General features: G+C 66.1%; 26 protein-coding genes and 1 pseudogene. 18 read left to right on the top strand and 9 right to left on the bottom strand.

The genetic code is table 11. From position 1 onward, the window contains the following. Positions 1-185: 185 nt before the first annotated feature. The gene (locus tag AC3ANP_RS13260) at positions 186-1,805 is read right to left on the bottom strand and encodes a S53 family peptidase (protein WP_488330624.1); all 1,620 of its coding nucleotides are present in this window, start codon (positions 1,803-1,805) and stop codon (positions 186-188) included. A 206-nt stretch (positions 1,806-2,011) separates the two neighbouring features. Here AC3ANP_RS13260 and AC3ANP_RS13265 point away from each other — a divergent pair, with 206 nt between their 5' ends. The 3 genes from AC3ANP_RS13265 to AC3ANP_RS13275 all read left to right on the top strand — a co-directional run bounded on the left by AC3ANP_RS13265 (position 2,012) and on the right by AC3ANP_RS13275 (position 4,426). Then, a complete protein-coding gene (locus AC3ANP_RS13265; protein ID WP_488330625.1) occupies positions 2,012-3,220 on the top strand; it encodes an AI-2E family transporter in 1,209 nt (402 codons plus the stop codon). Between the two features lie 162 nt (positions 3,221-3,382). After that, positions 3,383-4,135, top strand: coding sequence for a lytic transglycosylase domain-containing protein (locus tag AC3ANP_RS13270; RefSeq protein ID WP_488330626.1), 753 nt, complete (start codon positions 3,383-3,385; stop codon positions 4,133-4,135). A 144-nt stretch (positions 4,136-4,279) separates the two neighbouring features. Further along, the gene (locus tag AC3ANP_RS13275) at positions 4,280-4,426 is read left to right on the top strand and encodes a lmo0937 family membrane protein (protein ID WP_488330627.1); all 147 of its coding nucleotides are present in this window, start codon (positions 4,280-4,282) and stop codon (positions 4,424-4,426) included. A 51-nt stretch (positions 4,427-4,477) separates the two neighbouring features. Here the strand turns inward: AC3ANP_RS13275 and AC3ANP_RS13280 are convergent, their stop codons facing one another. From AC3ANP_RS13280 to ligD, 3 genes are all read right to left on the bottom strand, one after another. Beyond that, a complete protein-coding gene (locus tag AC3ANP_RS13280) occupies positions 4,478-6,193 on the bottom strand; it encodes an ABC1 kinase family protein (RefSeq protein WP_488330628.1) in 1,716 nt (571 codons plus the stop codon). A gap of 5 nt (positions 6,194-6,198) precedes the next feature. Next, the gene (locus tag AC3ANP_RS13285; RefSeq protein ID WP_488330629.1) at positions 6,199-6,759 is read right to left on the bottom strand and encodes a PadR family transcriptional regulator; all 561 of its coding nucleotides are present in this window, start codon (positions 6,757-6,759) and stop codon (positions 6,199-6,201) included. A 133-nt stretch (positions 6,760-6,892) separates the two neighbouring features. Continuing rightward, positions 6,893-8,137, bottom strand: coding sequence for a non-homologous end-joining DNA ligase (ligD, locus tag AC3ANP_RS13290; protein ID WP_488330630.1), 1,245 nt, complete (start codon positions 8,135-8,137; stop codon positions 6,893-6,895). A 132-nt stretch (positions 8,138-8,269) separates the two neighbouring features. Here ligD and AC3ANP_RS13295 point away from each other — a divergent pair, with 132 nt between their 5' ends. From AC3ANP_RS13295 to AC3ANP_RS13310, 4 genes are all read left to right on the top strand, one after another. Then, the gene (locus AC3ANP_RS13295) at positions 8,270-9,451 is read left to right on the top strand and encodes a cytochrome P450 (protein WP_488330631.1); all 1,182 of its coding nucleotides are present in this window, start codon (positions 8,270-8,272) and stop codon (positions 9,449-9,451) included. A 100-nt stretch (positions 9,452-9,551) separates the two neighbouring features. After that, positions 9,552-10,616 (top strand): LacI family DNA-binding transcriptional regulator, encoded by a 1,065-nt coding sequence (locus AC3ANP_RS13300; protein WP_488330632.1) that lies wholly within the window; start codon positions 9,552-9,554, stop codon positions 10,614-10,616. Positions 10,617-10,719: 103 nt separating this feature from the next. After that, entirely contained in the window at positions 10,720-11,949 is a 1,230-nt protein-coding gene (gene manD, locus AC3ANP_RS13305; protein ID WP_488330633.1) for a D-mannonate dehydratase ManD, read from the top strand. A gap of 5 nt (positions 11,950-11,954) precedes the next feature. Then, a complete protein-coding gene (locus AC3ANP_RS13310; RefSeq protein ID WP_488330634.1) occupies positions 11,955-12,524 on the top strand; it encodes a gluconokinase in 570 nt (189 codons plus the stop codon). Between the two features lie 112 nt (positions 12,525-12,636). Here the strand turns inward: AC3ANP_RS13310 and AC3ANP_RS13315 are convergent, their stop codons facing one another. After that, positions 12,637-13,380, bottom strand: a complete 744-nt coding sequence (locus AC3ANP_RS13315; RefSeq protein WP_488330635.1) for a FadR/GntR family transcriptional regulator — start codon at positions 13,378-13,380, stop codon at positions 12,637-12,639. 149 nt (positions 13,381-13,529) lie between these two features. On the opposite strand from AC3ANP_RS13315, the gene AC3ANP_RS13320 reads away from it, so the two are divergent. The 8 genes and pseudogenes from AC3ANP_RS13320 to AC3ANP_RS13355 all read left to right on the top strand — a co-directional run. Next, positions 13,530-14,351 carry a 2-keto-4-pentenoate hydratase gene (locus tag AC3ANP_RS13320; RefSeq protein ID WP_488330636.1) on the top strand — a complete coding sequence of 274 codons (822 nt, stop codon included), beginning with the start codon at positions 13,530-13,532 and terminating at the stop codon, positions 14,349-14,351. Beyond that, complete coding sequence (locus AC3ANP_RS13325; protein WP_488330637.1) at positions 14,348-15,145, top strand: 2-keto-4-pentenoate hydratase; 798 nt, start codon at positions 14,348-14,350, stop codon at positions 15,143-15,145. The genes AC3ANP_RS13320 and AC3ANP_RS13325 overlap by 4 nt, the downstream gene beginning before the upstream one ends. After that, the gene (locus tag AC3ANP_RS13330; RefSeq protein ID WP_488330638.1) at positions 15,142-15,942 is read left to right on the top strand and encodes an ABC transporter permease; all 801 of its coding nucleotides are present in this window, start codon (positions 15,142-15,144) and stop codon (positions 15,940-15,942) included. The genes AC3ANP_RS13325 and AC3ANP_RS13330 overlap by 4 nt, the downstream gene beginning before the upstream one ends. A 104-nt stretch (positions 15,943-16,046) precedes the next feature. Continuing rightward, positions 16,047-16,799 carry an ABC transporter permease gene (locus AC3ANP_RS13335; RefSeq protein WP_488330639.1) on the top strand — a complete coding sequence of 251 codons (753 nt, stop codon included), beginning with the start codon at positions 16,047-16,049 and terminating at the stop codon, positions 16,797-16,799. Positions 16,800-16,815: 16 nt separating this feature from the next. Further along, complete coding sequence (locus tag AC3ANP_RS13340; RefSeq protein ID WP_488330640.1) at positions 16,816-17,613, top strand: ABC transporter ATP-binding protein; 798 nt, start codon at positions 16,816-16,818, stop codon at positions 17,611-17,613. 42 nt (positions 17,614-17,655) lie between these two features. Beyond that, positions 17,656-18,660 carry an ABC transporter substrate-binding protein gene (locus tag AC3ANP_RS13345; RefSeq protein WP_488330641.1) on the top strand — a complete coding sequence of 335 codons (1,005 nt, stop codon included), beginning with the start codon at positions 17,656-17,658 and terminating at the stop codon, positions 18,658-18,660. 64 nt (positions 18,661-18,724) lie between these two features. Then, positions 18,725-20,197, top strand: a complete 1,473-nt coding sequence (locus AC3ANP_RS13350) for an aldehyde dehydrogenase (RefSeq protein ID WP_488330642.1) — start codon at positions 18,725-18,727, stop codon at positions 20,195-20,197. A 335-nt stretch (positions 20,198-20,532) separates the two neighbouring features. Beyond that, positions 20,533-20,679 (top strand): annotated as a pseudogene (locus AC3ANP_RS13355) (IS30 family transposase); the annotation flags it as partial. Positions 20,680-20,749: 70 nt separating this feature from the next. Here the strand turns inward: AC3ANP_RS13355 and AC3ANP_RS13360 are convergent. Genes AC3ANP_RS13360 through AC3ANP_RS13370 form a run of 3 tightly spaced genes read right to left on the bottom strand, consistent with a single transcriptional unit; the run spans position 20,750 to position 22,517 of the window. Continuing rightward, positions 20,750-20,944 carry a tautomerase family protein gene (locus AC3ANP_RS13360; protein ID WP_488330643.1) on the bottom strand — a complete coding sequence of 65 codons (195 nt, stop codon included), beginning with the start codon at positions 20,942-20,944 and terminating at the stop codon, positions 20,750-20,752. Beyond that, positions 20,944-21,852 (bottom strand): VOC family protein, encoded by a 909-nt coding sequence (locus AC3ANP_RS13365; RefSeq protein WP_488330644.1) that lies wholly within the window; start codon positions 21,850-21,852, stop codon positions 20,944-20,946. Before AC3ANP_RS13365 ends, AC3ANP_RS13360 begins: the two co-directional genes overlap by 1 nt. Continuing rightward, complete coding sequence (locus AC3ANP_RS13370; RefSeq protein WP_488330645.1) at positions 21,849-22,517, bottom strand: class II aldolase/adducin family protein; 669 nt, start codon at positions 22,515-22,517, stop codon at positions 21,849-21,851. The genes AC3ANP_RS13365 and AC3ANP_RS13370 overlap by 4 nt, the downstream gene beginning before the upstream one ends. A gap of 92 nt (positions 22,518-22,609) precedes the next feature. Here AC3ANP_RS13370 and AC3ANP_RS13375 point away from each other — a divergent pair, with 92 nt between their 5' ends. Beyond that, positions 22,610-23,200, top strand: a complete 591-nt coding sequence (locus tag AC3ANP_RS13375) for a PadR family transcriptional regulator (RefSeq protein ID WP_488330646.1) — start codon at positions 22,610-22,612, stop codon at positions 23,198-23,200. 18 nt (positions 23,201-23,218) lie between these two features. Here AC3ANP_RS13375 and AC3ANP_RS13380 read toward each other — a convergent pair whose 3' ends face one another. Continuing rightward, positions 23,219-23,983 carry an IclR family transcriptional regulator gene (locus AC3ANP_RS13380; protein ID WP_488330647.1) on the bottom strand — a complete coding sequence of 255 codons (765 nt, stop codon included), beginning with the start codon at positions 23,981-23,983 and terminating at the stop codon, positions 23,219-23,221. A 148-nt stretch (positions 23,984-24,131) separates the two neighbouring features. Here AC3ANP_RS13380 and AC3ANP_RS13385 point away from each other — a divergent pair, with 148 nt between their 5' ends. Next, entirely contained in the window at positions 24,132-25,073 is a 942-nt protein-coding gene (locus AC3ANP_RS13385; RefSeq protein WP_488330648.1) for an acetaldehyde dehydrogenase (acetylating), read from the top strand. A gap of 2 nt (positions 25,074-25,075) precedes the next feature. Beyond that, complete coding sequence (gene dmpG, locus AC3ANP_RS13390; protein WP_488330649.1) at positions 25,076-26,107, top strand: 4-hydroxy-2-oxovalerate aldolase; 1,032 nt, start codon at positions 25,076-25,078, stop codon at positions 26,105-26,107. The last annotated feature ends 79 nt before the right edge of the window (positions 26,108-26,186 follow it).

Here is a 26,186-nt window from a genome sequence, read left to right on the forward strand (position 1 = left end):
GCAAACGATCCATTTTGGCCTCCGACGTCAAACGAGATGCGCCAATTTTGTACCCGTGGGCGAGTGGCTGGCTAGGGGCTGAGCCCCACACCTGGCCAGGCTGCCCGAGCCGGGTATGCCCGGAGGCACCAGCGGACTGCACTAGCCGGTGTTCAGGAGCTGCGGATCCTGCCCGTGCACCTCCGTTAACCGGCCGCCGGTGGGTTGGAAGCCGGACCGGAGGCCGAGGTGATTGCCGCGAGCAGGGCAGTACCGTCAGGGCTGCCGAGCCCGGTGCAGGGATCCCAGCCGGCCGCGGCCTGGTAGGTGCCGTTGTTTCCGGTAGTGACGTCGCGAAAGCCGGACTTCCGGCTGTACAGCAGGGGCTGGATTTGGCCGAACCGGCGCCCGGCGGCCTGGGCGAACAAGGCGATCAGTGCCGCCCACAGCGGGGCCACGGCGCTGGTGCCGCCAATGACCATGTCCTTGCCATCCACCCGTACCTTGTACCCGGTCTGCGGGTCGGCGACGCCGCTGACGTCCGGTACGCCCCGGCCCAAGCCCTTGGACGGGCCTTGCGGCGCTCTCCCGTGGTGCCCGGCATGGGGGCGCGGGCCGTGCTGCCACGGCGGGACGGGGAAGGCGTCGCTGTAGCCGCCCCCGGTGGCCGAATGCGGCCCGTCGTTCCACACTGTCTCCGAGCTGATCGTGCGAGTGGCCGGATCGGCCTCCAGACGGGTTCCGCCGCAGGCCAGGATGTGCGGGCTGGACGCCGGAAAGTCAGCATGGTCCTTGTTGTCCGTGGCTCCGTCGGCGCTGCCGTTGTCGCCGGCCGCGGCGGTGACGGTTACGCCCAGCGCACAGGCGTCGGCGAAGGCCTGGTCCATGGCAGTGCGGGCCTGGACCGTCCACTCGTCTTCGTTCTGCCCCCAGCTGATGCTGATCGAGGTTGGCGGCGGGGTCGCATGGGACGCGTTGATCACTGCGTCGAGGAAGCCGGCGTCGGTGTTCGGGGCGAAATACACGAGGATGTCCGCCCTGGGCGCCAGCGCGCCGACAACCTCGATGTCCAGCAGCACTTCGCCGTCTGCCCCGGTGGGGTCCTGCCCGGGCCGGTTCCGGGCGCCGTCAACACTCACTGCCGTGACCGTTGGCCCGGTGATTCCAAGTTCCGACCAGTACGCGTCCAGGTCTGCCTGGCCGAATCCGCCGCCCAGTTCGATGATTGCCACGCCCTGCCCCGCGCCGTCGAGCCCGCGCGGGAAGTTGTAGATGCCGGCCAGCTCCGGCGGGGTGTAGCTGGTGCCGGTGGCGGACGACGGGATAGCCCGGAATTGCGCGCGGGCCTGCGGCCGGTCGTCAAGGCCCAGCACGGCGGTGACGATTCCCTCCAGTTCCGCCGGGATCTCCAGGAATCCGGACCGGTGCCGGTGGGTAACGTCCTGCCCGTGGGGACCGCTGCTCGTCACGTCCTCCAGGCTGGTGCCGAAGATCCGGGCCAGAAGCCCAACCGTTCCGGCCAGGCGGATGCGGCGGGAAGCGGGATCGGCCTCGACAACCTCGGCGCCCAGCCGGGTGAAAGTTTCGGTGGCGCGTTCAAGGTCCCCGGCGGAGGCGCCGTGGCGGTCCGCGAGCTCGCCGGTTGTCAGGGGTTCGGCAGGGAGATCGGTCAGCGGTTCCCGGCGGCGCAGGATGACCGTCACCTCGATCCTGCGGTGCGGGTCAGCTGGTCCATGGGTGGCCTGGATCCTGGGCGCCGGCGGCCGTTCTGAGCCGGCGAGGCGCACGCTGCGCGCGGAATTGGTGGCGTCGTTCTTGTCAGGCATAGAAACTCTCCCGCTGGGAAGTGGTGGTGGGCGGTGAAACTCCTCCGTTCAGGCGGTGTAGGGACCAGCTTGACCTCCGCCCGCTGCCGGGTCAAGGCTTCCGCGCGGCAGTGCGGTCGTGCCCTGTTGGAGTAATCCTAAGCATGCTTAGAATGGTCTGCTGAATGCTAGGGCAGTGTTTGTGGCCCGCATGCTACCTGGAGGAAATGATGAACCCCGATCCGGCAAACCCCGCCCATGCCAGCCCTTCGTCCGCGGCCAGCGGCGCCACGGAATCGGCCCCGGACCGGGCACCCGGACCCGTCCCTGCTCCGCTTCCACAGGTGTCCGGGCTCCCTCCGATCTGGGCGACAACTCTGGGCCGCTCCGCGATCCGCTCGCTCCAGGTGCTGCTCGTCGCGGCCCTGGCCTGGCTGGTGGTATGGGCCGGCACCCGGGTCCCGCTGGTCCTTACCCCCGTGCTGATCGCCTTGATTCTGGCCTCGGCCATCTCCCCGGCGGTGCGCTGGCTCACCACCAAGGGCTGGCCCAGGGCTCTGGTGGTGGCTGCCTCCTTTGTCGCCATCCTCGGCATCTTCGTCGGGGTGGTGACCGGCATCGTCTCGCTTATCCGCCACCAGGCGAAGGACCTCGAGGCCCGCGCCGTGGCCGGCGTTAACCAGTTGCATGAGTTCCTCGTCAACGGGCCTTTTGCCCTCACTGACGAGCAACTGAACACGGCACGGTCCGAGGTCCAGAAGTTCTTTTCCGGCGGCTCATTCGGTGCGGACGCACTGACGGGGCTGCGCACGGCAGGCGAGACGGTCGCGGGGATGGTCCTGATGGCCGTCATCCTCTTCTTCTTCCTCAAGGACGGCGACAAAATCAAGGGATTCCTGATCGGATTCCTCCCGGACCGGCACCAGCCAACAGCCAGGCTCGCGGCCGAACGTTCCACGACCGTGCTCGGCGGATACGTGCGGGGGACGGCGATCATCGCCGCCACGGATGCGCTGATCATCCTGGCCGCCCTGCTCATCCTTCAGGTTCCCCTCCCCGTTCCCCTTGCCGTGCTTGTCTTCATCGGCGGCTTCATCCCGATCATCGGTGCCACCGCCGCAGGGACCCTCGCCGTCCTGGTCGCGCTGGTGGCCGATGGGCCGGGGCCGGCATTAACGATGCTGATCGTGCTGATCGCCGCAAACCAGTTCGAACACCACATCCTGCAACCCCTGCTCATGGGCAAGGTCCTCAACATTAACGGCTTGGTCATCATCCTGGCCCTCGCCTGCGGTGCCATGCTCGCCGGCGTCATCGGAGCCCTCCTGGCCGTACCGCTGACGGCTGTGGGCTGGACCATCATCAAGACCTGGAACGGCAGCCGCGCCCCCGGCCCGGAGCCGCTAAACCCGGACAAGCCGGGGGCCCTCGCCTGATACCGTCGCGGCTCCCGTCTGGCGGCGGGGTCGAGCACCAACGGGCCAAGTCTAGCGGCGCACCGTAACGTGGAGCCCCCTGTGCCGGCATCGAATTGTGCTCCACGGCATGAAGCGCCGGCCCGCCTAGGGATCGCCGGCAGTGAATGGTTTGATTAGTCCGTGCTTCGTCTAAAACGCCATGTCGTCCTCGGCCTCTTCGTGATCTGCGTGCTGACCGCTTTCTCGTTCTGGGCCCTTCGGCAGGCCGGCGCAGACGATGGACGGGCACTGACCCCACCGCCGCGGGCGGGCGCCAAACTAGCGGCGGTGCCGCATGGCATCGCCACCGCCGTGAATGTCACCCCGAGCGCAGATGCCCGGTGGCTCGCCCGGGCCGCTGCACAAACGGGGATCCCGGCCCGGGCGCTCCGGGCCTACGTCGCCGCGGCAGCCACTGCCAACGACTCCATGCCCGGGTGCAGGATCGGCTGGAACACGCTGGCGGCGATCGGCTCCGTGGAATCCGCACACGGGAGCTACGGCGGCGGCAGCCTCGACGCGGCGGGGCAGGTCAGCGGCACCCTGGTGGGCCCGAGCCTCAACGGCGCCGGATTTGCTGCGATCCCGGACACGGACGGCGGCGCCCTGGACGGCGACTCCCACTGGGACCGCGCCGTCGGGCCGATGCAGTTCATCCCCGCCACGTGGCAGCTCGTGGGCCGGGACGGAAACGGCGACGGAACAGCAGACCCCTTCAATATCGACGACGCCGCCCTGAGCGCGGCGGCCTATCTGTGCGGCAACGGCCGGGATCTGACAACCGGACAGGGCTGGTCCGATGCCGTCTATGCCTACAACCAGTCCGGCGCTTACCTTCGCCAGGTCAAGGCCCAGGCCACCGCCTACGCAACAAAGGCGGGCACCGGCGACTGACCAGGGCGGGCGCCGGCGCTGAGTTCCGGGGGCACGGGTAACGCCGGGAGCCACGCGCAGAAATGTTTTTGTCGACTCACACGGGCTTTGGGTGGACTATTAGAGGGCAGTCGCTATATGTGCAGTCAAACAAGGGAGAGTCTTATGTTGCTGTGGATCGCCATCATCATCGCTGTTCTCTGGCTTTTGGGCTTGCTCGGCGGCATCGGGGGCGGCTTTATTCACCTGCTCCTGGTGATTGCCGTCGTCGTGCTGATTTTCCATTTCATTCAGGGCAGGTCGCGGGTCTAAGGCGCCACACGGCCTGAGGGCAGGTCGCGGCGGCGTTCCGGTTCCGGCCGCTCAGGAACGACGCCGCGCCAGCCACAGGCCGTGCAGCAGCGGGACGGCAGAAACGAGCATCAGGACGGTGCCAAGAGCCGGATCGTCCGCCCGGGTGATGGCTCCCGCGATCAGCAGGGCGCCGAATATCATCGCGGCCGCCGCCCGTTGGGTCGCGCGGTTCAGCCGTGCCACCTGCCGCTCAAGGGGCGGATTGGCCACCGGTACCGAACCGCCGCTTTCCATCCGGCCAAGGAACGCGCCCACGCGCCCGGGCAGGCGCACGGCTGCCGTGGCGGCATCCAGTGACCGCCGGGCCACGTCCTGGGCGAGGTTGCCGCGTTCATCGCGCAGCAACCGTGCCGCGTAAGGCTCAACCGAGTTCCACAGGTTGAAGCGCGGGTCCAAGGAACTGCACACGCCGGACGTCAGCGACATGGCGCGGATGATGAGCAGGAAGTTCTCCGGCATCTGGAACGGCAGCGACCGGATCACCGCACCGAACTCCACCCCAAAGTCACGGAACTCGCGCGGATCCACCTCCCGCAGTTCGGCGAAGCCCATGCCGCCAAATCGTGCAAAAAGCTGGGTCATGGCCCGCTCCAGTCCGAGGGTGTCGGCCGACGGTACCAGCACTCCGACCTCGCTGATCGCGGCCACCAGTCCCTTGCCGTCCCGGGACGCGGCAGCAATCAGCAGCTTTCGAAGGCCGCTGCGGGTCGCTGGCGGAACCTCGCCCATCATGCCGAAGTCAATAAACGTCAGCTTCCACGGCCGCTGCGTGGCCGGGTCTGCGCGCGGGGTGATGAAGATGTTGCCGGGGTGCGGATCGGCATGGAAGAAGCCGTTCGTGAATAACTGGTCAAACATGACGGAGGCGAACACCGGGGCCACCTGTGCCGGGTCGATACCGGCGGTGCGCAAGGCGTCAACATCGGTGATCTTGATGGCCGTGACATCCTCCAGGGTGAGCACGCGCCGGGTGGTCCGCTCCCAGACGACGCCGGGCACCGCCACCCTGCCGTCGCCGGAGAAGTCAGCGGCAAAACGTTCGGAATTGGCCGCCTCGTTCAGGTAATCGATCTCCGCACGGCTGGTCTGGGCGAATTCCGTCACGAGCGCATGGGTATCAGCGCGCTTGGCCACGAGGGGCACGTGGCTGAGCCAGCCCGCCACCCGGCGCAGCGCGGCAAGGTCGACGTCGACGATTGCGTCGATTCCCGGCCGCTGCACCTTGACGATGACCTGGTCGAGCCCCGTGTCGGCGGCGTTGCCGGCCCGAAGCCGGGCCCGATGCGCCTGCCCCAGGGACGCGGCCGCGAGGGGTGTCTCCTCCACTGCGGCGAAGACCGCCTCCAGCGGCGCGCCGAGTTCCGCCTCGGCCAGGGTCCTGATGGCTGGAAACATCACGGGCGGCACCTCGTCCTGGAGCCCCTCCAATTCGGCCGTGATCTCCGGCGGCAGCACATCAAGCCTGGACGACATGAACTGGCCGACCTTTATCATCAGTCCGCCCAGTTCCACCGCCAGGATGCGAAAGCGTCCGGCGAATCGCCGCATCCTTTCCGCCCGGGTGTTTACCGCGATGCGGCCCAGGCCCAGGCGGGGGAGGAGCAGCTCAAACCACCAGGTCACCGCCAGGTGCCAGGCTGCGAAGCGCAGGATGCGGCGGTACCGGGCCCGGGTGTTCCCGGCCGGCGAATCCGGACCCGCCCGGTCCCCGCGAACCGGCGCCACCAGGGTCAGTCCTGGGCGAGGATCGAATACAACCGGCGGCGGGCCTCGTCGAGTACCGCCACGGCCTGCTGCACCTGCCCGCGCGAACCGCTGCGGCCTACCAGCGATGCGGCCTGGGCGAGCTCCAGGCCGGCCTTGGACAGGGCGCCGAACCCCCCGCCGGCTTCCGCGCCGGTGGGAGCCCACGCGCCGGCGGGCGCTCCCCGGCCGGAAGCATCGCCGGCGGCAGCCTCTTCCCGGCCGGCTTCCGTCAGGGAGTAGATTTTGCGGGCATTGGACTCCTCCGCAGCGACGAGGCCCTCATCGGTCAGCAACTGCAGCGTCGGGTACACGGAGCCGGCGCTCGGCTTCCAGCTGCCGCCGCTGCGCTCCTCGATTTCATGGATCAGCTGGTAGCCGTACATCGGCTGCTCCGCGAGCAGGGCCAGCACCGCCGCCCGCAGTTCGCCCCTGCCGGCTCGCGTGCCCGAGCGCTTCTCGAACCTTGAGCGCAGCTCCTCAACGGCCTGCCACACGCCGTCAATACTGACGCCGCCAAAGCCGCCCGCAGGAAATGAATCACGCATTCTGCTCACCCCGATGGCTCGCGAACGATAGTTAAAGATAGTAAAAGCTACCTCCCGGCGCACCCGAAAACCAGTGCTCCGGGAAGCCGGGCCGCGGGCACAGTGACTGAGCCCAGCCTGGGGTCCTGCCCCCTCAGGTGCCAGGATGCCCCGTCCACTGCTTCCCGGCCCAGGGGTCGTAGTCGGCAATGAGCTCCTCCTGCGCCGGGCGTTCCGCTTCGGGGACATGCTGCAGGTTCACCCGCACCCGGTACCAGAGCGAACTCGAGCCGCGCATCCCGTCGACCAGGATGTCGGCTGGATGCAGGGCCGGGACCACGCCGTCGTGCCGGGATTTCCAGTCGTCCAGCGCCGCGAGAGCCTCGGGCTTGGTCTTGGTGCGTGCCACCTCAATCAGCGGCATCACCGGTTGGCGCCGGCCGGACCCGTCGCCGCTGCGGGGTGCCTTTTCAGCCGGGCCCAGCTCGGCAGCCAGGGCGAGGAGCCCGTCCAGGCTTCCCACCGCCCCGTCGATCCCCGCGTGCGGGTCGCCGAGGTCGGCAAACCGCTCCGGCACCGTCCGCACCGTAAACTGCTCCGGCCGGATGGTCCGGACCTCAGCCCAGGTCAGCGGGGCCGACACCCGGGCGTCGGGCAGCGGCCGGATCGAGTATGCCGACGCCACGGTCCGGTCCTTGGCGTTCTGGTTGAAATCAACAAAAACACTCTCGCCACGCTCCTCCTTCCACCACCGTGCGGTGGCAAGGCCCGGGGCGCGGATCTCGACTTCGCGGGCGAGGGTTTCGGCGGCAAGCCGGACGTCGCGGTAGGACCATCGTGGTGCGATCCGCACCTGGATGTGGAGCCCGCGCGAGCCGCTGGTCTTCGGCCACCCCACCAGGCCCACGTCGTCGAGGACCTCCCGCGCGAGATAGGCGACGTCCACGATCTGGGCCCAGTCAACGCCCGGCATCGGGTCAAGGTCGATGCGGAGTTCGTCCGGGTGATCCAGGTCCTCGGCGCGGACAGGATGCGGGTTCAGGTCCAGGCATCCCAGGTTCACGACCCACGCCAGGCCCGCGGCATCACGGATGACGGCCTCTTCGGCTGACGTCCCGGAGGCGTAGTGCAGTGTCGCTGTGTCGATGAAGTCCGGGTGGTTCTCCGGAACACGCTTTTGAAAGAACGGTTCCGCGGCGATTCCCTTCGGGAAGCGTTTGAGCACCATCGGCCGGCCGCCAGCGCCCCGCAGGGCTCCGTCCGCGACCAGGAGGTAGTACTGGACCAGGTCGAGTTTGGTCAGCCCGGGTTCAGGAAACACCACCTTGTCCGGACTGGAAATGCGGACCTCGTGGCCGGCAACGTTGAGGATCTCGGCGGCACTTTTCGACGGGCTCATGCGGCCACGCTAGCAACGATCCGATGCCCCAACCAGAGCGGTATTCAGATGCGTGGACTGCGGTACTAGGGTGGGCCCATCACGTCGGAACAGGCGCCCGGCCCGGCGGGAGGGCGGGACGAGGAGGTAGCCATGGCGGCTCTGCCAGCGCTGGAACGGTCGCTCAATCCGTTTCCGGACTATGAAACCCTGCGACGAAACCAGCCGGTATTCCACGACGAGGAGACGGGGCTGTGGCACGTCTTCCGCTATGACGACGTCCAGCGCGTGCTGTCCGACCATGCCGCTTTCTCCTCCCGGATGGCCGGTGACAGTCCCTCCGGTACCGGCCAGCTCTTCGCCGCCAGCCTGATCAACACCGATCCACCCCGCCACCGCCAGCTCCGGACGCTCGTCACACAGGCCTTCACGCCGCGCGCCGTCGAGGCGCTCGCGCCGCGTATCTTGGACATCACTGAGGCCCTGCTGGCCCCGGTTGTGTCCGCCGGGTCCATGGACCTCATCGCGGAGCTGGCCTACCCGTTGCCGGTGATCGTCATCGCGGAGCTACTGGGCATCCCCGCCACCGACCGCGACCGCTTCAAGCGGTGGTCCGACGTCGTCGTCAGCCAGACCCGGCCGACGGCGGAAGAGGACGCGCAGGCGGCGCCGCCGGACCACGCCGCCGCGCACGCGGAAATGGCCCAGTACTTCATGGGCATGATTGAGGAACGCCGGCGCCGCCCGGGTGAGGACCTGATCAGCAGGCTGTTGGCCGCCGCGATCGACGGCCAGCAGCTCAGCGACGTCGAATTGCTCGGCTTCTGCGCCCTGCTGCTGGTCGCCGGCAACGAAACGACCACCAACCTGATCGGCAACGCCGTCCTGTGCTTCCTGGAGCAGGAAGGCACCGCAGCGCGGCTCAGTGCGGCACCGGCGTTGCTGCCGCACGCGATCGAGGAAGTGCTCCGCTACCGGTCGCCGGTCCAGTCCATGTACCGCATCGCGGCGGCGGACACGACGCTGGGGTCCTGCAGCATTCCGCCCGGAGCCCCGCTGCTGGCCTGGATCGGCTCGGCGAACCGCGATCCGCTGCAGTTTCCGCGGGCCGAAGAGTTCGACGTCGAACGGTCCCCGAACCGCCACCTCGCCTTCGGCCACGGGATCCATTTCTGCCTCGGCGCGCCGCTGGCCCGGCTTGAGGCCGGCATCGCCCTGGGCGCACTGCTGTCCCGGCTGCACGGCCTAGCACTGGATCCCGGCGCCCGGCTTGAACGGATGGAGAGCACCATCATCTACGGCCTGAAACAACTGCCGGTGACCTGGGCTACCTAGGTGCCATCCCGTCCGGCCCCTCCCCGGCTTGTGCTCCCGCAGCCGGGCCGCCGATCCATCCACACGCCGCTCCGCGGACCCGCCACGTTAGGATGTGCCCGTGACCGAACCCGCGAAGACCGGCACGGCCGCCCCTTCGGCGCCGGTTAAGAAGTATGCCCGCGAGGGCAAAGCCAGTGCCACGATCTACGACATCGCCAGGATGGCCGGCGTGAACCCCTCCACCGTGTCGCGGGCGCTCAGCAAACCAGGCCGGGTCAGCGCCAAGACGCAGAAGCTCATCGAGGATGCGGCCGCGGAGCTGAACTACCGCGTGAACCCGTTCGCCAGGGCACTGCCGACCGGCCGCACCAGCACCCTGGGCCTGATCGTCGCGGACATCACCAACCCCACCTTCTTCGACATCATCCGGGGGGCCGGAACGACGGCGGCCGCCGGCGACTACACGCTGATGCTCGCGGAATCGGCGGAGTCGGCCGCCACCGAACTGACGGCCGCGCGGCGCATGATGGCGACGGTGGACGGGCTGATTCTGGCCAGTCCGCGGATGAGCGACGACGACATCCGGGGCCTCGCGCTCGAGAAGCCGGTAGTGGTCATCAACCGGGAGGTGCAGGGCGTGCGGGGTGTGGTCCCGGACGTCAACAAGGGGATCAGCGAAGCAGTCCGCAGCCTGGCGGCGAACGGGCACCGCAAAGTGGTGTACGTGGCCGGGCCGCTCCCGTCCTGGATGTCGGCGCGGCGCTGGGACGGCGTCAGGGCGGCTTGTGAATGGTCCCACCTCGACGCCGTCCGGATCGACTCCAGCAAGCCCACCGTGGACGGCGGCCGGGAGGCTGCCCGTGAGGTCCTGGCCAGCGGCGCCACAGCGGTCCTCAGCTACAACGACCTGCTCGCCATCGGCCTGATGCAGGAGCTCCAGGCCGCCGGCGTCGCCGTCCCGGACCAGCTGAGCATCGTCGGCTTCGACGACATCTTCGGAGCGGACTTCACCACTCCGCCGCTGTCCACGGTGCGCTCCCCGCTGGGCGAATGCGGCACCCGCGCCACGGCGATGCTCCTGGACCTGTTGCACGGCGCCGGCAGCGAAGGACCGGAGACGCTGCGGGTGGAGACCGAACTGATACTGCGCGGTTCCAGCGGGCGGCTGATCGGGCCGGGCTGACGCCGGCGATTTTGGCAACCGGTTGACACGGAGGTTGCCAAAACTCAAGATGGGATAGGTCACAGCCGGCCCCGTAGGCTGCCCGATCTTGAAAGGAACTGCTGTGAAGATTATTGCCGCTGAGGTCTTTGTGACCAGTCCGTCCCGTAATTTCGTGACGTTGCGGATTACTACCGATGATGGCGTGACCGGGATCGGGGATGCGACGTTGAACGGCCGTGAGCTGGCGGTGGCGGCGTACCTGAAGGAGCATGTGGCGCAGCTGCTGATCGGGAAGGACCCGCACCGGATCGAGGACACCTGGCAGTTCCTGTACCGGTCCTCGTATTGGCGGCGCGGGCCGGTGACGATGGCCGCGATCGCGGCGGTGGATATGGCGTTGTGGGATATCAAGGGCAAGGTGGCCGGGTTGCCGGTGTACCAGTTGCTCGGCGGTGCGTCGCGGAACGGGTTGCGGGCGTACGGGCACGCCTCGGGCTCGGATCTGGAGTCGTTGTTCGATTCGGTCCGGGCGCATCTGGAGCTGGGGTATAAGTCGATCCGGATCCAGACCGCGATTCCGGGAATCAAGGCGGTGTACGGGGTCGCGGCGCAGGCGCAGGCGTCGGGGGAGCGGTATGACTACGAGCCGGCCGGGCGGGGGGCGTTCCCGCAGGAGGAGGACTGGGATACGAGGGCGTATCTGCGGCACCTGCCTTCGGTGTTTGAGGCGGTCCGGAACGAGTTCGGTCCGGAGCTGCCGCTGCTGCATGACGGGCACCACCGGATGACGCCGATCCAGGCCGCGAAGCTGGGCAAGGCGCTGGAACCGTATGACTTGTTCTGGTTGGAGGACTGCACGCCGGCGGAGAACCAGGAGGCGTTGCGGCTGGTCCGGTCCCACACCACCACGCCGTTGGCGATCGGTGAGGTGTTTAACACGGTCTACGACTTCCAGGCCCTGATCAAGGAACAGCTGATCGACTACGTCCGGGCCGCGTCGACGCACTTTGGCGGGATCAGCCCGCTGAAGAAGGTGATGGACTATGCCGCGCAGTACCAGGTCAAGTCCGGGTTCCACGGCCCGACGGACATTTCCCCGGTCGGGTTCGCCGCACAGCTGCACGTGGGCCTGGCGATCCACAACTACGGGATCCAGGAATACATGCAGCACTCGGCCGCGACGAACGAGGTCTTCGAGCAGTCCATGACCTTCACCGACGGGTACCTGCACCCGGGCGAGGCGCCGGGCATCGGGGTGGAATTCAACGAGGAAGCCGCCGCAGCCTACCCCTACCAGCAGGCCTACCTGCCCTACAACCGCCTCGTCGACGGAACGGTCCACGACTGGTGAACCCGATGAAGCCAACAGGGGCCGCAGCTTCCGGTCCCCGCGTCGTGGTCATGGGCGTGTCGGGCTGCGGCAAGACCACCATCGGTGCTCGCGTGGCCCGTGAGCTCGGGGTGGCCTTCCTGGACGGCGATTCACTCCACCCGGTGGAAAACGTCGCGAAGATGGCCGCCGGAACCCCGCTCACGGACAACGACCGCTGGCCCTGGCTCGCCACCGTGGGCCTGGAGCTGGCCGGGGCCGCCGGCGAGGGACTGGTGCTCGCGTGCTCCGCCCTGCGCCGAAGCTACCGTGACGCCATCCGGGCCGAGGCACCGGGCACCGTCTTCCTCCACCTGCACGGCAGCAGGGACGTCCTGGGTGCCCGGCTGCGGGGCCGTTCCGGCCACTTTATGCCTGCCGCGCTGCTCGAATCCCAGCTCGCCACCCTCGAGCCGCTCGACGCCGACGAGGCGGGTGCCGCCGTCGACATCGATGCCCCGGTGGGCAGGGTCGTGGCCGAGGCGGTTGCCGCCCTGGCCGCCGTCGTCGGTTCCGTGCGGAACCGGAGCCGCGCTGCCGTCCTGCCCGGTTACTGACGAAAACCCGGCCCGACGCCGGCGGGTCCCGGGGTTTTCCGCCCCGGGTCCGCCGGTAACCGGGCAGGAGCGTCACACCTTGTGCGGTCTGGCTAGCCAAGACGGCGGGTCGCTACGAGACGCTCTCGTTGAGCCGTTCCGCGTACGGCGCATGGCGCTCGGCCGCGATCCGCGCCCGCCCCGGGCTGCCGGACGAGATCGCGTCAACCAGTTCGCGGTGCAGCGCCCAATTCTCCTGCCATGCATCACGGAATTGCGCGTCGGGCGCGACCTCCCGGAGCGACTGGCGGGCGGTATCCAACAGCGAGAGGTAAATCGTGCGCAGTAGTTCGTTGCTCGACATACGAGCGATCTCCTCGTGCAACTGCCAGTTCTGACTCAGGTACTCTGCGGGATCGTCCCTAAGTTCCCCCATCCGACGGACGATACGGTCCAGCCGGGCGAGGCTGTCGCGATCCGCGTGGAGGGCCGCGTGCACCGCAAGGGGCAGTTCAAGCGCATTGCGAATCTCGAGCGCATCGGCGACGGACATGGAGTTGGCATCGAGCCCGAGGATCAAGTGGCTGAGGCGGATTTGAGCGGTGGGCTTCGCAACAAAGATGCCCCCCTGGGGGCCCGGGCGTGTTTCGACCAGCCCCCGGCTTTCGAGCAGGCGGATGGCTTCGTTCAGCGTGGAGGCAGCGACGCCGAACTGATCACGGAGATCGGACTTCCGCCCGAGGCGCGCGCCGGGCTCGACATTCTGGCGCGAGATCAACTCGCTCACCTGCTGTGCCACTGCTTCCGCTCGGGAGGTGCGATCGCTTGCCAGCCGGTCGAATCTGCGGCTGATGTCGCCGTCGAGAAGATCACTCATGCTGTTGAATCCTAGCATTGAACATGATGAATAGGCACGCAAACAGACCAGGGACCCCGGATTTATTCCGCCTATTCGACATGATGAATACTATGGTCTACTGTGAAGCGCACCACAATGAACATGTTTCGACGACAACGAGGTCAGACTTGAACCACGACACTGAGTACTCCTCGGCAGAGATTGGCGCATGCGCCGAGAGCCTGCTCGAGGCATATGCGACGCGCCAGCCAGTTCGCCCGTTGACGGAGGGCCTTCCGGACCTGCGGCTCGAAGATGCCTACCGCATCCAGCTTCACCAAGTGGAGCGGTGGAAAGAGCAGGGCCGGAAAGTGGCGGGCTACAAAGTCGGCCTTACGTCCCTCGCCATGCAGCGCCAACTCGGTGTCACCCAACCGGACTTCGGGCACCTGTTCAGCGACATGATTCTCGACGGCTCGAACGTCGATGCTGGAGGATTCCTCAGCCCCAGAATCGAACCCGAGATCTCATTTGTGCTCAAGCATGACCTGCGTGGCCCGGGGCTGAGCATCGCTGATGTGATCGGCGCTATCGACTACGCCATCGCGTCCCTGGAAATAATCGACTCACGCATCGCGGACTGGAAAATAACGCTCTCTGACACGATCGCAGACAACGCCTCGTCGGGCGCCCTGATCCTGGGCACTCGTCCACTACAGCTTGATGTCGCGGACCTTGGACTTGCCGGATGTGTGCTCACGAAGAACGGCGAGGTCGTCGCCACCGGCGCCGGAGCCGCCGTGCTGGGTCACCCGCTCAACGGCGTTCTCTGGCTGGCCAACAAACTCGGGTCGTTGGGCCAGACCCTCGAGGCCGGCTCAATCGTGATGGCCGGCTCGATCACGGCCGCCATCCCGGTCACCCCGGGCGACACCATCACCGCCACGTTCGCTCACCTCGGATCGGTGAGCGCTCGTTTCGCCAAAGCCACGACGGAGGTACCAGCATGACGTCAACAGAATGGACGATCGAGAAGGTCGCAGACATCCTGCTCGAAGCGGAAGCCAGCCGCACGGAACGCGGTCGCATCACCGACGAATGGCCCGGACTTGACCTGGAAACGGGATACGCGGCCCAGCGGCTACTGATCGAGCGCAAGCAGGCTGACGGCCACACGGTGATCGGCGTCAAGCTCGGACTCACCTCCCGTGCCAAACAGCAACGCATGGGAATCGACTCCCCGCTGACCGCCGTGATCACCGACAGAATGGTCCTCGAAACCGGGGTGCCGATCCCGCTCGACGAACACATCCACCCCCGGGTCGAACCCGAAATCGTCTTCGTGCTCGGCGAGCGGCTCGAGGGGCCGGGAGTGACGGCAGCATCCGCCATGCGCGCCGTCGCGTCGGTGCACGCGGGCCTCGAAGTCATCGACAGCCGCTACCGCGACTTCAGCTTCGCGATGCCCGACGTCGTCGCGGACAACGCCTCCAGTGCGCGCTTCCTCGTTGGCGCGACATCCGTCTCCCCGATTGGACTGGACCTCGCCCTGGAAGCGTGCGTGCTGCGCATCAACGGCGCTGTTGTCGACACCGCAACCGGAGCCGCCGTGCAGGGCCACCCCGCCGAGGCGCTGGCACTTGCCGCCAACGCGCTGGCGGCCCGCGGTGAGGCCATCGAAGCAGGGTCGATCGTGCTGACCGGTGGATTGACAGATGCCGTATTCATCCACGACGGCGACGAGGTCTCTGTGCAGTTCACGTCGCTGGGTACCATCGTCGTTCCGGTGCGGAGATCGGCATGACCGCACTCGCCATCCTGCCTGCCCACCGCCGGGTGAGCACTAAGGTCACCCGCGGCCTGGCGGGCGTCGCCGTACTGCTGGTCCTCGCGGAGTCCATATCGCGGTTCGGCATCGTGCCAGCGAACGTCCTGCCCCCGATGTCCCGCGTGCTGGCCGACACGTCCGGGCTCCTGGTCGATTCCGAGTTCCTTGGCGACGTCGGTTCCACCCTCACCGCTTGGGCCGTCGGTCTCGGCATGGCAATCATCGTGGCTGTTCCGCTCGGTCTGGTGCTCGGCTCCTTCCGCATCGCCTATGAGGCGTCATCGGCCGTGGTCGAATTCATGCGGCCGATTCCATCGGTCGCCCTCATCCCGCTCGCCATCCTCGTGTTCGGCCAGGGCGCCGACATGAAGATCGCCCTCGTGGTTTACGCATCCCTGTGGCCGATCTTCTTCAATACCGTCTATGGCGTGCGGGATGTAGACCCGGTCGCCAAGGAAACCGCCCGCACCTTCCGGCTCAGCCGGATCGGCATCCTGGCCCGGGTGAGCCTGCCCTACGCGGCACCGCTCGCCGCCACCGGGGTGCGGATTTCGGCAGCGATCGCGCTGATCGTGACCATCAGCGCGGAACTGCTTGCCGGTTCGGCAAAGGGTATCGGCGCATACATTCTGCGGACCAGCTCGGGCGGCGGCGACACGTCGCTGGTGTTCGCGGGAACCATCATCGCCGGACTTATCGGCGTCGTCGTGAACCTGGTGCTGGTTGCCGCCGAACGGAAAATGTTCGCCTGGAAGAAAGAGGGAGTGGCGTAATGGCGCTCATCACAGCGGTGCCAACCGCCAGCAGGTCCCGCGGTTCCTCCGAGAAGCAGGCGGCTAGACGCCAATGGTGGGGGCGGTTCGCTCTGCGGTGGGTTGTGCTGGCTCTCCTTATCACCCTCTGGCAAGTAGCGACGGTCAGCGTCCCGTCACCGTTCTTCCCGCAGCCGGCCCGCATCTTCGAGCGCGCCGCATTGCTCTGGCTCCCCGGGGCGAAAGGCGTCCTCACTCCAAGCATGCTGAACGACGTGCTGCCAAGCCTCGGACGGATGCTCCTGGGTTTCAGTGTCTCTGTCGTGGTCGCCGTCGCCCTGGGCACCTTGATCGGGCTTAGTCGCAAGTTCGGCGATTACATCGACCCCATCATCCAGTTCCTGCGGGCAGTGCCACCGCCTGCGCTGCTGCCGATCTTCCTCGTGATCTTCGGCACTGGCGACGGAATGCGAGTCCTGTTGATCGCCTTTGGCACCGCCTGGCCGATCCTGCTGAACACCATCGACGGCGTACGGTCCATCGAAGAGCTGAAGTACGAGACGGCCACGGTGTTCCGGATCGGATTTGTTGGACGGCTGGCGCGGATCGTTCTACCGGGGGCCGCTCCAAAGATCCTGGCCGGAGTTCGGACCAGCCTCTCACTGGCCCTCATCCTCATGGTGATCTCCGAGATGGTCGCAGCCTCCAACGGCATCGGCTTCTCGATTGTGCAGGCACAGCGCGGGTTCGGGTTCCTTGACATGTGGGCCGGAATCGTCCTCCTCGGAATCATTGGCTTCCTCCTCAACACCGTTCTCACGCTCATCGAGCGCCGCATCCTCGCCTGGCAGCGCAGCTCCGGTCGCGAAACTTCCTAGACCTCAAGGAACAAACATGCTCAACGTCACCCACCTCACCCACACCTACGGTACGGGCGCGAAGGCACACCTTGCGCTCAAAGACATCACTTTCGAGGTCCAGCCTGGCGAACTTGTCTCTATCGTTGGCCCGTCGGGCTGCGGCAAAACGACCCTGCTGCGAACCATGGCTGGACTCATGCGCCCTACCGGCGGCGACCTGACCTTCCTCGGTGACAAGATCACTTCTGTACCCGAGGGCCTCGCGATGGTTTTCCAGGACTACCGCGGATCGCTGTTTCCCTGGCTTACCGTTGCGGCGAACGTGAAGTTCCCGCTCGCGAAACTCGGCCTCAGCAAGACCGACCTGGCGGAGCGCGTCGCCGAGTCGCTCTCCGCCGTCGGCCTCACCGGATTCGAGGACCGTTTCCCGTCACAGCTGTCCGGTGGCATGCAACAGCGCGTCGCGATCGCACGCGCACTGGCATACCGTCCGAAGATCCTGTTGATGGACGAGCCGTTCGCTTCCGTCGACGCCCAGACCCGGGAAGACCTCGAAGACCTGGTGCTGTCGGTGAAGAAGAAGTTCAACATGACCATCCTCTTCGTCACCCACGACATCGACGAGAGCGTCTACCTGGCCAACCGGGTGGTTGTGCTCTCCAAGCCGCCGACGTTCGTGGTGACCACCCTCGATATCCCGCTGCCGGACAGCCGCGACCAGATCGAGACGAAAGAAGCCCCGGAGTTCATCCGTCTGCGCGGCGAGGTCGCCCGCCTGATCCGTCATCCCGGGAACGACGACGCCGCCGTTCCCATGGCCGAGCTCGCCTAAAGTCCCAGCACCACCATTGACCGCATTATTCAAGGAGGAAACGTGCCCATCACATCAGTAACAGTTCGTACCAGGAGGACCTGGCTAAGTGTCGCCGCGGCGTCCGTGTTGGCTCTCAGCCTCGCGGCCTGCTCGGGAGGAAGCGCCGCAGCACCCGCGCCAGCCGGCGACGGTAAGCCGGAGACGACAAAACTGCTCGTTGGAATCACCCCGGTCGCCGACCAGGCATCTGTCTTCATCGCCATCAAGGAGGGTTTCTTCCAGGACGAGGGTCTGACCGTGACCGCACAGCCCGCGCAGGGCGGAGCCGCCGCGGTTCCGGCCATGATCGCCGGCGAAATGCAGGCTGCGTTTGCGACCTACCCGTCGTTCCTGCTCGCGCAGAGCGGCGGGATCGGGATCAACATCGTTGCCGAAGGTGTGCGCGGCAATGAGGAGAGCAACGGGGTTTTCGTCAAAGCGAACTCCGGCATCAACTCGATCAAGGACCTGGAAGGTAAGAAGGTTGCCGTCAACACGCTTAAGAACACCGGCGAGCTCACCATCAAGGTCCTCATGGAAGCAGCCGGAATGGACGTGAGCAAGGTCCAGTTCCTCGAGCTGCCGTTCCCCGACATGGTGCCGACGCTGCAGTCCGGCGGTGTCGACGCGGTGTGGCTGGTCGAGCCCTTCCAGACCGCCGCGAACGAAGCCGGCGCCAAGAAGCTCTTTGCGAACTTCTCCGGCCCCACCGCGGGAGTTCCGCTCTCCGGCCTCGGCATGACGGCCGCTTTCGTCAAGGCAAACCCGAACACGACCGCTGCGTTCATTCGTGCGCTTGAAAAGGCCAACGCGCTTCTCGCCAAGGACCCCGACGCTGCCCGCAAGATCGTTCCGACCTACAGCAAGACCACCCCGGAAATCGCAGCCAAGATCAAGCTGCCCGTATGGGTCGCCGGATCGGCCAGCGCGGAAAACCTTGAAGTCTGGAACAAGATCATGGTCGACCAGCGCGCCATTCCCGCTCCCGTGGACCTCAAGCAGATGGTCTACGTCCCCGGTAAGTAACTACCTCACAACCCGCCGGGCGGGCCAAACCGCCCGCCCGGCACACCAAGAAAGGCCCTAGGCCATGCAGAGATTCGGTCACATCATCGATGGCCAGGAAATCCCGTCAATCTCGGGGGAGACCTTCCCGAGCATCGATCCCTACACCCGCGAACCGTGGGCCGAGATCGCGCTAGGCAACAAAGCCGACGCCGACCTCGCCGTCGCAGCCGCCCGGCGCGCATTCGATGATGGCCCATGGCCGCGGATGACGGCCGGCAAGCGCCGCGAACTGATCAACAGGTTCGCCGATCTGATCATCGAAAACGGCGAGGAACTCGCCATGGCCGACACCCGCGACATGGGCAAGCCCATCACGCAAAGCCTGGGCAACGACGTCGCCCGGACCGCCCAGAATTTCCGATTTTTCGCCGACCACGCGCACCTCAGCCCCGCTGACGTGCTGCCGATGGACTCCGGACACCACACCTACACCCGATACGAGGCCGCCGGCGTTGTCGCAGCGATTGCCCCGTGGAACTTTCCGATGATGCTTGAAAGCTGGAAGGTCGCGCCGGCGCTCGCCTGGGGCAACACCGTCGTGCTGAAGCCCGCCGAGGACAGCCCGGCATCGGCGACCATCATGGCCCGACTCGCCCTGGAAGCCGGCATCCCGGCGGGTGTCTTCAACGTGGTCCACGGTTTTGGCCCCGACTCGGTCGGCCAGGCACTCACAGAAAATCCCGACGTCGACCGGATAACGTTCACCGGCGAATCGGCCACCGGGAGAATCATTGCCCGAGCTGCCAGCGCAAACCTCACCCCGGTCAGCCTGGAGCTGGGAGGCAAGGGCGCCAACGTCGTCTTCGCCGACGCAGATCTCGACAACGCCATCAGCTGGTCGATCCGCGCGATTTTCACCAACGCCGGTCAGGTCTGCCTCGCTGGGAGCCGGATCTACGTCGAACGCTCCATCTTCGACGAGTTCACCGAGAGGTTCACTGCCGCCGCGGACGCCATGGTTGTCGGCGATCCGAAAGATCCTGCCACCCAGATCGGCCCGCTCGCGAGTGAAGAGCATTACACGAAGGTTCGCAGCTACTTCGACACCATCGAGGAGGCCGGCGGCAAGCAAGTGACCGGGTCACTCGGCGAGGGCTGGACCATCCACCCGACCGTCGTCACCGGGCTGCACCGCGATGCACGCCACCAGCGTGAAGAGATCTTCGGACCGATCGTGACCATCACACCGTTCGACACCGAGGCCGAGGTTGTGAACGAGGTCAATGACAGTCCCTACGGGCTGAACGCGATGCTGTTCACCGAGAACCTGGTCAAGGCGCACCGTGTCTCGGCTTCTCTCCGGGTCGGCACGGTTTGGGTGAATTGCTTCTTCATCCGGGACCTGCGTGCCCCGTTCGGTGGTGTCGGCGCCTCCGGAGTCGGCCGCGAGGGCGGCAACTTCAGCCGGGAATTTTTCACCGAACCGAAGGCCGTCGTGATGCAGCTGGAACCGCCGGTGGCTCATCCGCCAGTGACTCTCACCGGGGCGTACTGACGCCAGGACAATCCCTTTTTGACCAGCAGCTGTCTTTGGTTCTAACGGTCGTTGCAACACCCAGCATTTTTGGGAGTTGCAACGACCGTGTCTTTTAACCGCCTTGGAAGCACGGGCAGCGGCGAGGGAGCTGGGGCTAAATGCCAACACGTGCGCGCAGGCTGGGTCAGGAAAGCGGGTGTGAAAGGCCGCGGAACTCCGGGCGTCGGCCCTCATCCGGGAAGAGAAGAATTCTTCCGGCTTCGGAAGGCAGGTACTTCCCGGCGTGAAGCAGCACGGACAGTTGGCGTGAACGTTCGCACGGCCAGGGACTGGGACCACGGAATCCGGAAGTCGAGTACTTCCCCAGGGGCGCCGACCTGTCCGCCTACGGGCCTGAAGACCTCGAACACATCGCCCAGGAACTCAACGGCCGCCCACGCAAAACGCTCGGCTGGAAAACTCCAGCCGAGCGTTTACGGGATTTACTACTAACCACCTAACCAGTAGGTGTTGCAACGCCCCCTAGAAACCGCCTCGACTGCGGGCCCTACGTGCGTGCTTCTCTGGTGCCTACCTTGTGGCGGCCTTCTCCGCAAGGGTGACGCCACCGGACAGCCACAGCTTCGGGCTGATCTCGCGCACCAGGACCCGGACGCTTTGTCCGGGCGCGCCCCACTCCTCGACGGCGGTATGCACGCGCCCCATGAGGTCGCGCAACTGCTCTTCGTTGCGTCCTTCGGCGATGCTGATCTCAACCAGGGGCATCAGGCATCCTGCAATTCTGCTGAGCCGAGCGGGCGACGGATTTGCTTTTGCGTCTGCACGCGCTGGGTGACGCCGCCCCACATGTCGATCGACTTGGGGTGAAGCGGGTCGAAGGTCCGCGGCTGCCACGTGGCATCGTCCTCAATCCGGCGCACGCCGTACGAGTACTCGTAGGTGAGCCCCTCCGGTCCCTTGAAGTAGAGGAAGATCGCGGTGGACTGCGGGTGCCGGCCAGGGCCTTGCTCGATTTCGACGCCCTGCTCCAGAAGGAAGTTCCAGCTCCGCATGACGTCATCCAGCGATTCGACCTGGAAGTTGATGTGGCAGAGGCCGGGTTCGCTGCCCTTGAATACGGCGAGTTTGTGGTGCACCGGGTCGAAGCGCATGAGCGCCGCCCAGTCACCGATCCAGTCGCTGATCTTGATGTTGAACAGCGAACTCCACCATTCATAGGCCGCCTTCACGTCCGGTGCGTCGACACACAGGTGGCCGAACTCGACGATGCCGGCCGGCCTGCCCCAATGGACGGTATCGGCGTCGTAAACCTGGCCGACCACCAGATCGAAGCGGTTTCCCCAGGGGTCGTCGAAGCTGATGAAGCTGCTGACGCGGCGCGACCGTGCCTCTTCGGCGGTCCCGCGGACGACGTCGACGCCGGCGGCGGTCAGCTCGGTCTCCGCGAGCCGCAGCGCGTCGTCGTCCTTCAGCGTGAGGCCGGAACTGATCACGCCTGCTTCCCCTTCGACGAAGGCGAGGCAGTGGTGGCGGTGGTCGGCGCGCAGGTAGTGCACCCCATTGTCGCTGCCGGCATACTGCATGCCGACGATGTCCACGGCGAAACGCACGGCCGCGTCAGCGTCCGCAGACCCGGACCGCACGTAGGCGATATCGGTGATCTCGATCATCATTGACCCTTTCGGTAGGTGTTTGTGAGGTAGGCGTAGATTCTGGGCAGCAGTTCGGTGGCGCGGTCCCGCCACCAGGATTGTTCATCGAGGGGCAGCGGCTGCGGCGTGCCGGCGGCTAGGGCGCGGAGGTTGAGTTCTGCTGTCTTCTCCAGCACCCACATCAGCGCTACGGCGCTTGCGAGGTTGGGCCCGGTCGTGACGGCGCCGTTCCCGCGGAGAATCACCGCGTTCGCATCGCCCAGTTTGCCGCGCACCGCCGTCGCACTGGCTGCGTCGCGGATAAGCCGTGAGTCCTCGTAGACCGGTACCGTCTCGCCCAGGAATGACCCATGGCCGTTGAGGGGCAGCACTGGCTGGCCTGCTGCGACGAGCGCCGCGACTGCGGGTGGCTGTGCACGGCAGATTGCACCGACGTCTGAGCGGGCCTCGGCCAGGGCGAGATGGATCCAGGCTTCCTTTGGCGCGGCGCCTGGCAGCTCAGTGGAACCGACAACGAGGGTGATGAGCTCGTGTGCGGCGGTGAGCGTGGACAGGGCGACGGGGGGTGTGATTGCCAGTTCGTTCGCCGACGTGCGCACCGAGAGGTGGCCGAACGCATCGGTCAGTCCGGCACCCGCCATGACCGCCGCAGCGTCGTGCAGTTCTGTCTGGCCAATTGTGAGCACGCTCATACTCCTTCGTAGAATGGGATGAGCCTACATGTATGGATAGAAATGTCAATCAAGACATGTCGGCAGTTCGGGGTTAGGATGGGTGCATGTCCCTGCAGTATGCCGTGCTGGGCGTGCTTGAGGCGCGTCCGATGACGGGTTATGAGCTCACCCAATTCTTTGAGTCGACGGCGCGCTGGGTGTGGACAGCGCCGCAAAGCCAGATCTATCCGTTGCTCGCGAAGATGGCGACGGACGGACTCATCGCGGGGGAGGAGCAGGTGCGCGGCAGCAGACTAAAGCGCACTTCGTACTCCATCACCGATTCCGGCCTGGCCGCGTTACGCCGCTGGCTGGCTGAAGCACACGCCGAGCCGAATGCGCGCGATGCGTTCCTGCTGCAGAGTCTGTTTCTTGACATGATCCCGCCCGCGGAAGCGGAGGCCGTTCTTCGCGCACATGTGGCTGAAATTCAGGACCGACGCGAGCAGTGGGCCGCGCATCGCGCCCGGCTGGCGGCCGCAGATACACCGCTCATCCAGGAGCGGCTGCAGCGGCGGGACCCTGCCGACCATGCCCGGATCGTAAATCTCAAGACTCACGTGTTCGACTACTTGATCGACTCCGCGACGCTTCGGATCGAGTGGGCGGAACGGGCGATTGCAATCCTGGCTGATTCTCTGGCCGTTCCCCACTGACGTGTGGTGGGGCAGGCGTCAGGCGGGGAACCCGAGCAGCGCTGAGAAGTGTGCGGCGCCGTCTCGAACAAGGTCGACCCAGTGTTCCTCCGGATGCTGCTCCCAGCGAGCCTTCGGTAGCGAGACGCTGATCGCGGCGACGACTGCTCCGGAGCCGTCGCGCACGGGGGCAGCGGCACAGCGGATATTCGGCGTCGATTCCTCATTCTCGAAGGCCACGCCCCGTTCCCGGATCCGTGCCAGCTCCACTTCCAGGTCCGCGAGAGTGCCGATGCTGTGCTCGGTCATCCGCGGCAGGTGGTCGTGGTCAATGAATCGAGAAGAGAGTGACTGCGGCGACGCATAGGCGAGCAGCGCCTTACCCAGGCCGGTGACATTGGCCGGCAGGCGCTGGCCGATGCTGGAGGGGAGCCGCAGGTTGTCACGGCTTTCGACCTTCGCCAAGTAGAAGACGTCCCCACCTTCAAGGAGGGCAACGCTGACGGTCTCCCCGCTCCTGGCGGCGAGGTCGCGGGCGACGTCGTTAGCTGTCGACAGCATGTCGAACCGGGCTGAGTAAGCGTTTCCGAGTTGGAGCAGCCGAACGCCCAGGCGGAAGGTGCCGGCGATCTCGTCCTTCTGCAGATATTCGCGGGCGACGAGCGTCCCGAGAAGTTCATGGACCGAGGTGCGCGGCAGGCCGGTTTTCCGCACCACCTCCGGTGCGCTGAGCGGGGCGCTGTCATCGAGGAACAACTCGAGAATGTCGAGAGTGCGCAGCACAGCGGGAGTGAGTCGGGGCATGACTAATGAATACCGGGGAAAACGGCAGGCAGCAAATGGGCCGGCGTTGACAAAGACTGATTTCAAGTGTTCGATATGTAGAACAGGTGCCGAAGTTTCGAACAAGCGGCTCGATCCAAGTATCACAACGAAGTGAAGGGAGCGGAGCATGCCACAAGGCGTACCCGCAGCGATCATCGGTTCCGGCAACATCGGGACCGACCTGATGATTAAGATCCTCCGCGGCAGCGGCATCCTCTCCGTCAAGGCCATGGTCGGCATTGACCCGGAATCCGACGGACTGGCCCGCGCGGCCCGCCTCGGCGTCCCGTCAATCTCCACGGGGGTCGACGGTCTTATCGCCTCCCCGGTGTTCGCCGACATAGAGATCGTCTTTGATGCCACCTCCGCGGGCGCCCACCGGTACAACGCCGAGAAACTGCGCGCCGCGAAGCCTGGCATCCGCCTGATCGACCTCACGCCGGCGGCGATCGGCCCGTACTGCGTTCCCGTGGTGAACCTCGCGCAGAACCTGGACGCGCTCAACGTCAACATGGTGACCTGCGGCGGCCAGGCCACCATCCCGATTGTCGCTGCGGTCTCCGCTGTGACGCCCGTGCACTATGCGGAGATCGTCGCTTCGATCTCCAGCAAGTCCGCGGGGCCCGGAACCCGCGCCAACATTGATGAGTTCACCGAAACCACTGCCCAGGCGCTCCGGAGCGTCGGCGGTGCCGCCTCGGGCAAGGCTCTCATCGTCCTCAACCCGGCTGAACCGCCGATGATGATGCGTGACACTGTCTTCGTTCTGACGGATGCCGCCGACCGGGATGCGATCGAAGCATCCGTCGAAGAGATGGTGGCGAAGGTCAACGCCTACGTCTCGGGCTACAGGCTCAAGCAGCGGGTCCAGTTCGATGAGATCACCGAATCGGTGAATGTGCCCGGCGTCGGATCGTTCACCGGGCTTAAGACCAGTGTGTTCCTTGAGGTCGAGGGCGCGGCGCACTACCTGCCGGCTTATGCGGGCAACCTCGACATCATGACGTCGGCCGCTCTTCGCACCGCTGAAACGATCGCTGAACACACGCTGACAATGGAGGTGGCCTAGCCATGACCGATTCCCTCGTTCCCGAGAAGCTGTTTATCTCCGACGTCACCCTCCGGGACGGCAGCCATGCCGTACGGCATCAGTACACCGAGAGGAACGTGCGGGACATCGTTACGGCGCTTGACGCCGCCGGCGTGGACAGCGTCGAGGTCGCCCACGGCGACGGGCTCAATGGCTCCAGCGTCACCTATGGGTTCTCACGCCACTCCGACGTCGAGTTGATCGAGGCGGCAGCCGAGGTCGCATCGAGCATTGCTATCGCAACCCTGCTCATTCCGGGCATCGGGACCATCTCAGATCTCAAGCGGGCAGCATCCGCCGGGGTCAGCTACGTGCGGGTCGCAACGCATTGCACCGAAGCGGATGTCTCGGCGCAGCACATCGCGACCGCGCGCGAACTCGGCCTCAACACTGCAGGCTTCTTGATGATGAGCGCGCTGACGACACCCGCGAACCTGGCCGCGCAGGCGAAGCTCATGGAGGGGTATGGTGCCCAGTGCGTCTACGTCGTCGACTCGTCTGGGGCCCAGACCATGGACGACGTCGCGGACCGCGTCAACGCGCTCCGCGACGTGCTGAACCCGGAAACCGAGGTCGGCATCCACGCCCACCACAACCTCTCGCTGGGCGTCGCCAACTCGATCGCCGCCGTGAAAGCGGGCGCGAACCGCGTCGATGCCAGCCTCACCGGCATGGGCGCGGGAGCCGGTAACGCGCCGCTCGAGGTCTTCATCGCCGTCGCTGAGAAGCTCGGCTGGAACCACGGCACGGACGTGATGGCCCTGATGAACGCCGCTGACGACATCGTCCGCCCGCTTCAGGTCCGTCCGGTTCAGGTTGATCGCGAGACCCTCGGGTTGGGCTACGCCAACGTCTACTCGTCGTTCCTGCTCCACGCCGAAACGGCATCGGCCAAGTACGGGATCCCGACGATCGAGATTCTGATCGAGCTCGGTCGCCGCAAAATGATCGGCGGCCAGGAAGACATGATCGTCGACGTTGCCCTCGACCTCGCGAAGAAGCAAGCCGCCTAGTGTGGATGCTAGGACCGGGGGACGGGGATGTCGCGGAGGCGCCCCGTTGCCCAGGTCCACGGCATAGCGCAACGGGTTT

The sequence above is a fragment of the Arthrobacter sp. JB02-1C genome (assembly GCF_057748045.1).

Excerpts from the sequence above, each read along its gene's own strand:
- AC3ANP_RS13260 (WP_488330624.1), bottom strand. The coding sequence starts at position 1,805 with ATGCCTGACAAGAACGACGCCACCAATTCCGCGCGCAGCGTGCGCCTC.
- AC3ANP_RS13265 (WP_488330625.1), top strand. The coding sequence starts at position 2,012 with ATGATGAACCCCGATCCGGCAAACCCCGCCCATGCCAGCCCTTCGTCC.
- AC3ANP_RS13275 (WP_488330627.1), top strand. The coding sequence starts at position 4,280 with ATGTTGCTGTGGATCGCCATCATCATCGCTGTTCTCTGGCTTTTGGGC.
- AC3ANP_RS13285 (WP_488330629.1), bottom strand. The coding sequence starts at position 6,759 with ATGCGTGATTCATTTCCTGCGGGCGGCTTTGGCGGCGTCAGTATTGAC.
- ligD (WP_488330630.1), bottom strand. The coding sequence starts at position 8,137 with ATGAGCCCGTCGAAAAGTGCCGCCGAGATCCTCAACGTTGCCGGCCAC.
- AC3ANP_RS13295 (WP_488330631.1), top strand. The coding sequence starts at position 8,270 with ATGGCGGCTCTGCCAGCGCTGGAACGGTCGCTCAATCCGTTTCCGGAC.
- AC3ANP_RS13310 (WP_488330634.1), top strand. The coding sequence starts at position 11,955 with ATGAAGCCAACAGGGGCCGCAGCTTCCGGTCCCCGCGTCGTGGTCATG.
- AC3ANP_RS13315 (WP_488330635.1), bottom strand. The coding sequence starts at position 13,380 with ATGAGTGATCTTCTCGACGGCGACATCAGCCGCAGATTCGACCGGCTG.
- AC3ANP_RS13325 (WP_488330637.1), top strand. The coding sequence starts at position 14,348 with ATGACGTCAACAGAATGGACGATCGAGAAGGTCGCAGACATCCTGCTC.
- AC3ANP_RS13330 (WP_488330638.1), top strand. The coding sequence starts at position 15,142 with ATGACCGCACTCGCCATCCTGCCTGCCCACCGCCGGGTGAGCACTAAG.
- AC3ANP_RS13340 (WP_488330640.1), top strand. The coding sequence starts at position 16,816 with ATGCTCAACGTCACCCACCTCACCCACACCTACGGTACGGGCGCGAAG.
- AC3ANP_RS13350 (WP_488330642.1), top strand. The coding sequence starts at position 18,725 with ATGCAGAGATTCGGTCACATCATCGATGGCCAGGAAATCCCGTCAATC.
- AC3ANP_RS13360 (WP_488330643.1), bottom strand. The coding sequence starts at position 20,944 with ATGCCCCTGGTTGAGATCAGCATCGCCGAAGGACGCAACGAAGAGCAG.
- AC3ANP_RS13365 (WP_488330644.1), bottom strand. The coding sequence starts at position 21,852 with ATGATGATCGAGATCACCGATATCGCCTACGTGCGGTCCGGGTCTGCG.
- AC3ANP_RS13375 (WP_488330646.1), top strand. The coding sequence starts at position 22,610 with ATGTCCCTGCAGTATGCCGTGCTGGGCGTGCTTGAGGCGCGTCCGATG.
- AC3ANP_RS13380 (WP_488330647.1), bottom strand. The coding sequence starts at position 23,983 with ATGCCCCGACTCACTCCCGCTGTGCTGCGCACTCTCGACATTCTCGAG.
- AC3ANP_RS13385 (WP_488330648.1), top strand. The coding sequence starts at position 24,132 with ATGCCACAAGGCGTACCCGCAGCGATCATCGGTTCCGGCAACATCGGG.
- dmpG (WP_488330649.1), top strand. The coding sequence starts at position 25,076 with ATGACCGATTCCCTCGTTCCCGAGAAGCTGTTTATCTCCGACGTCACC.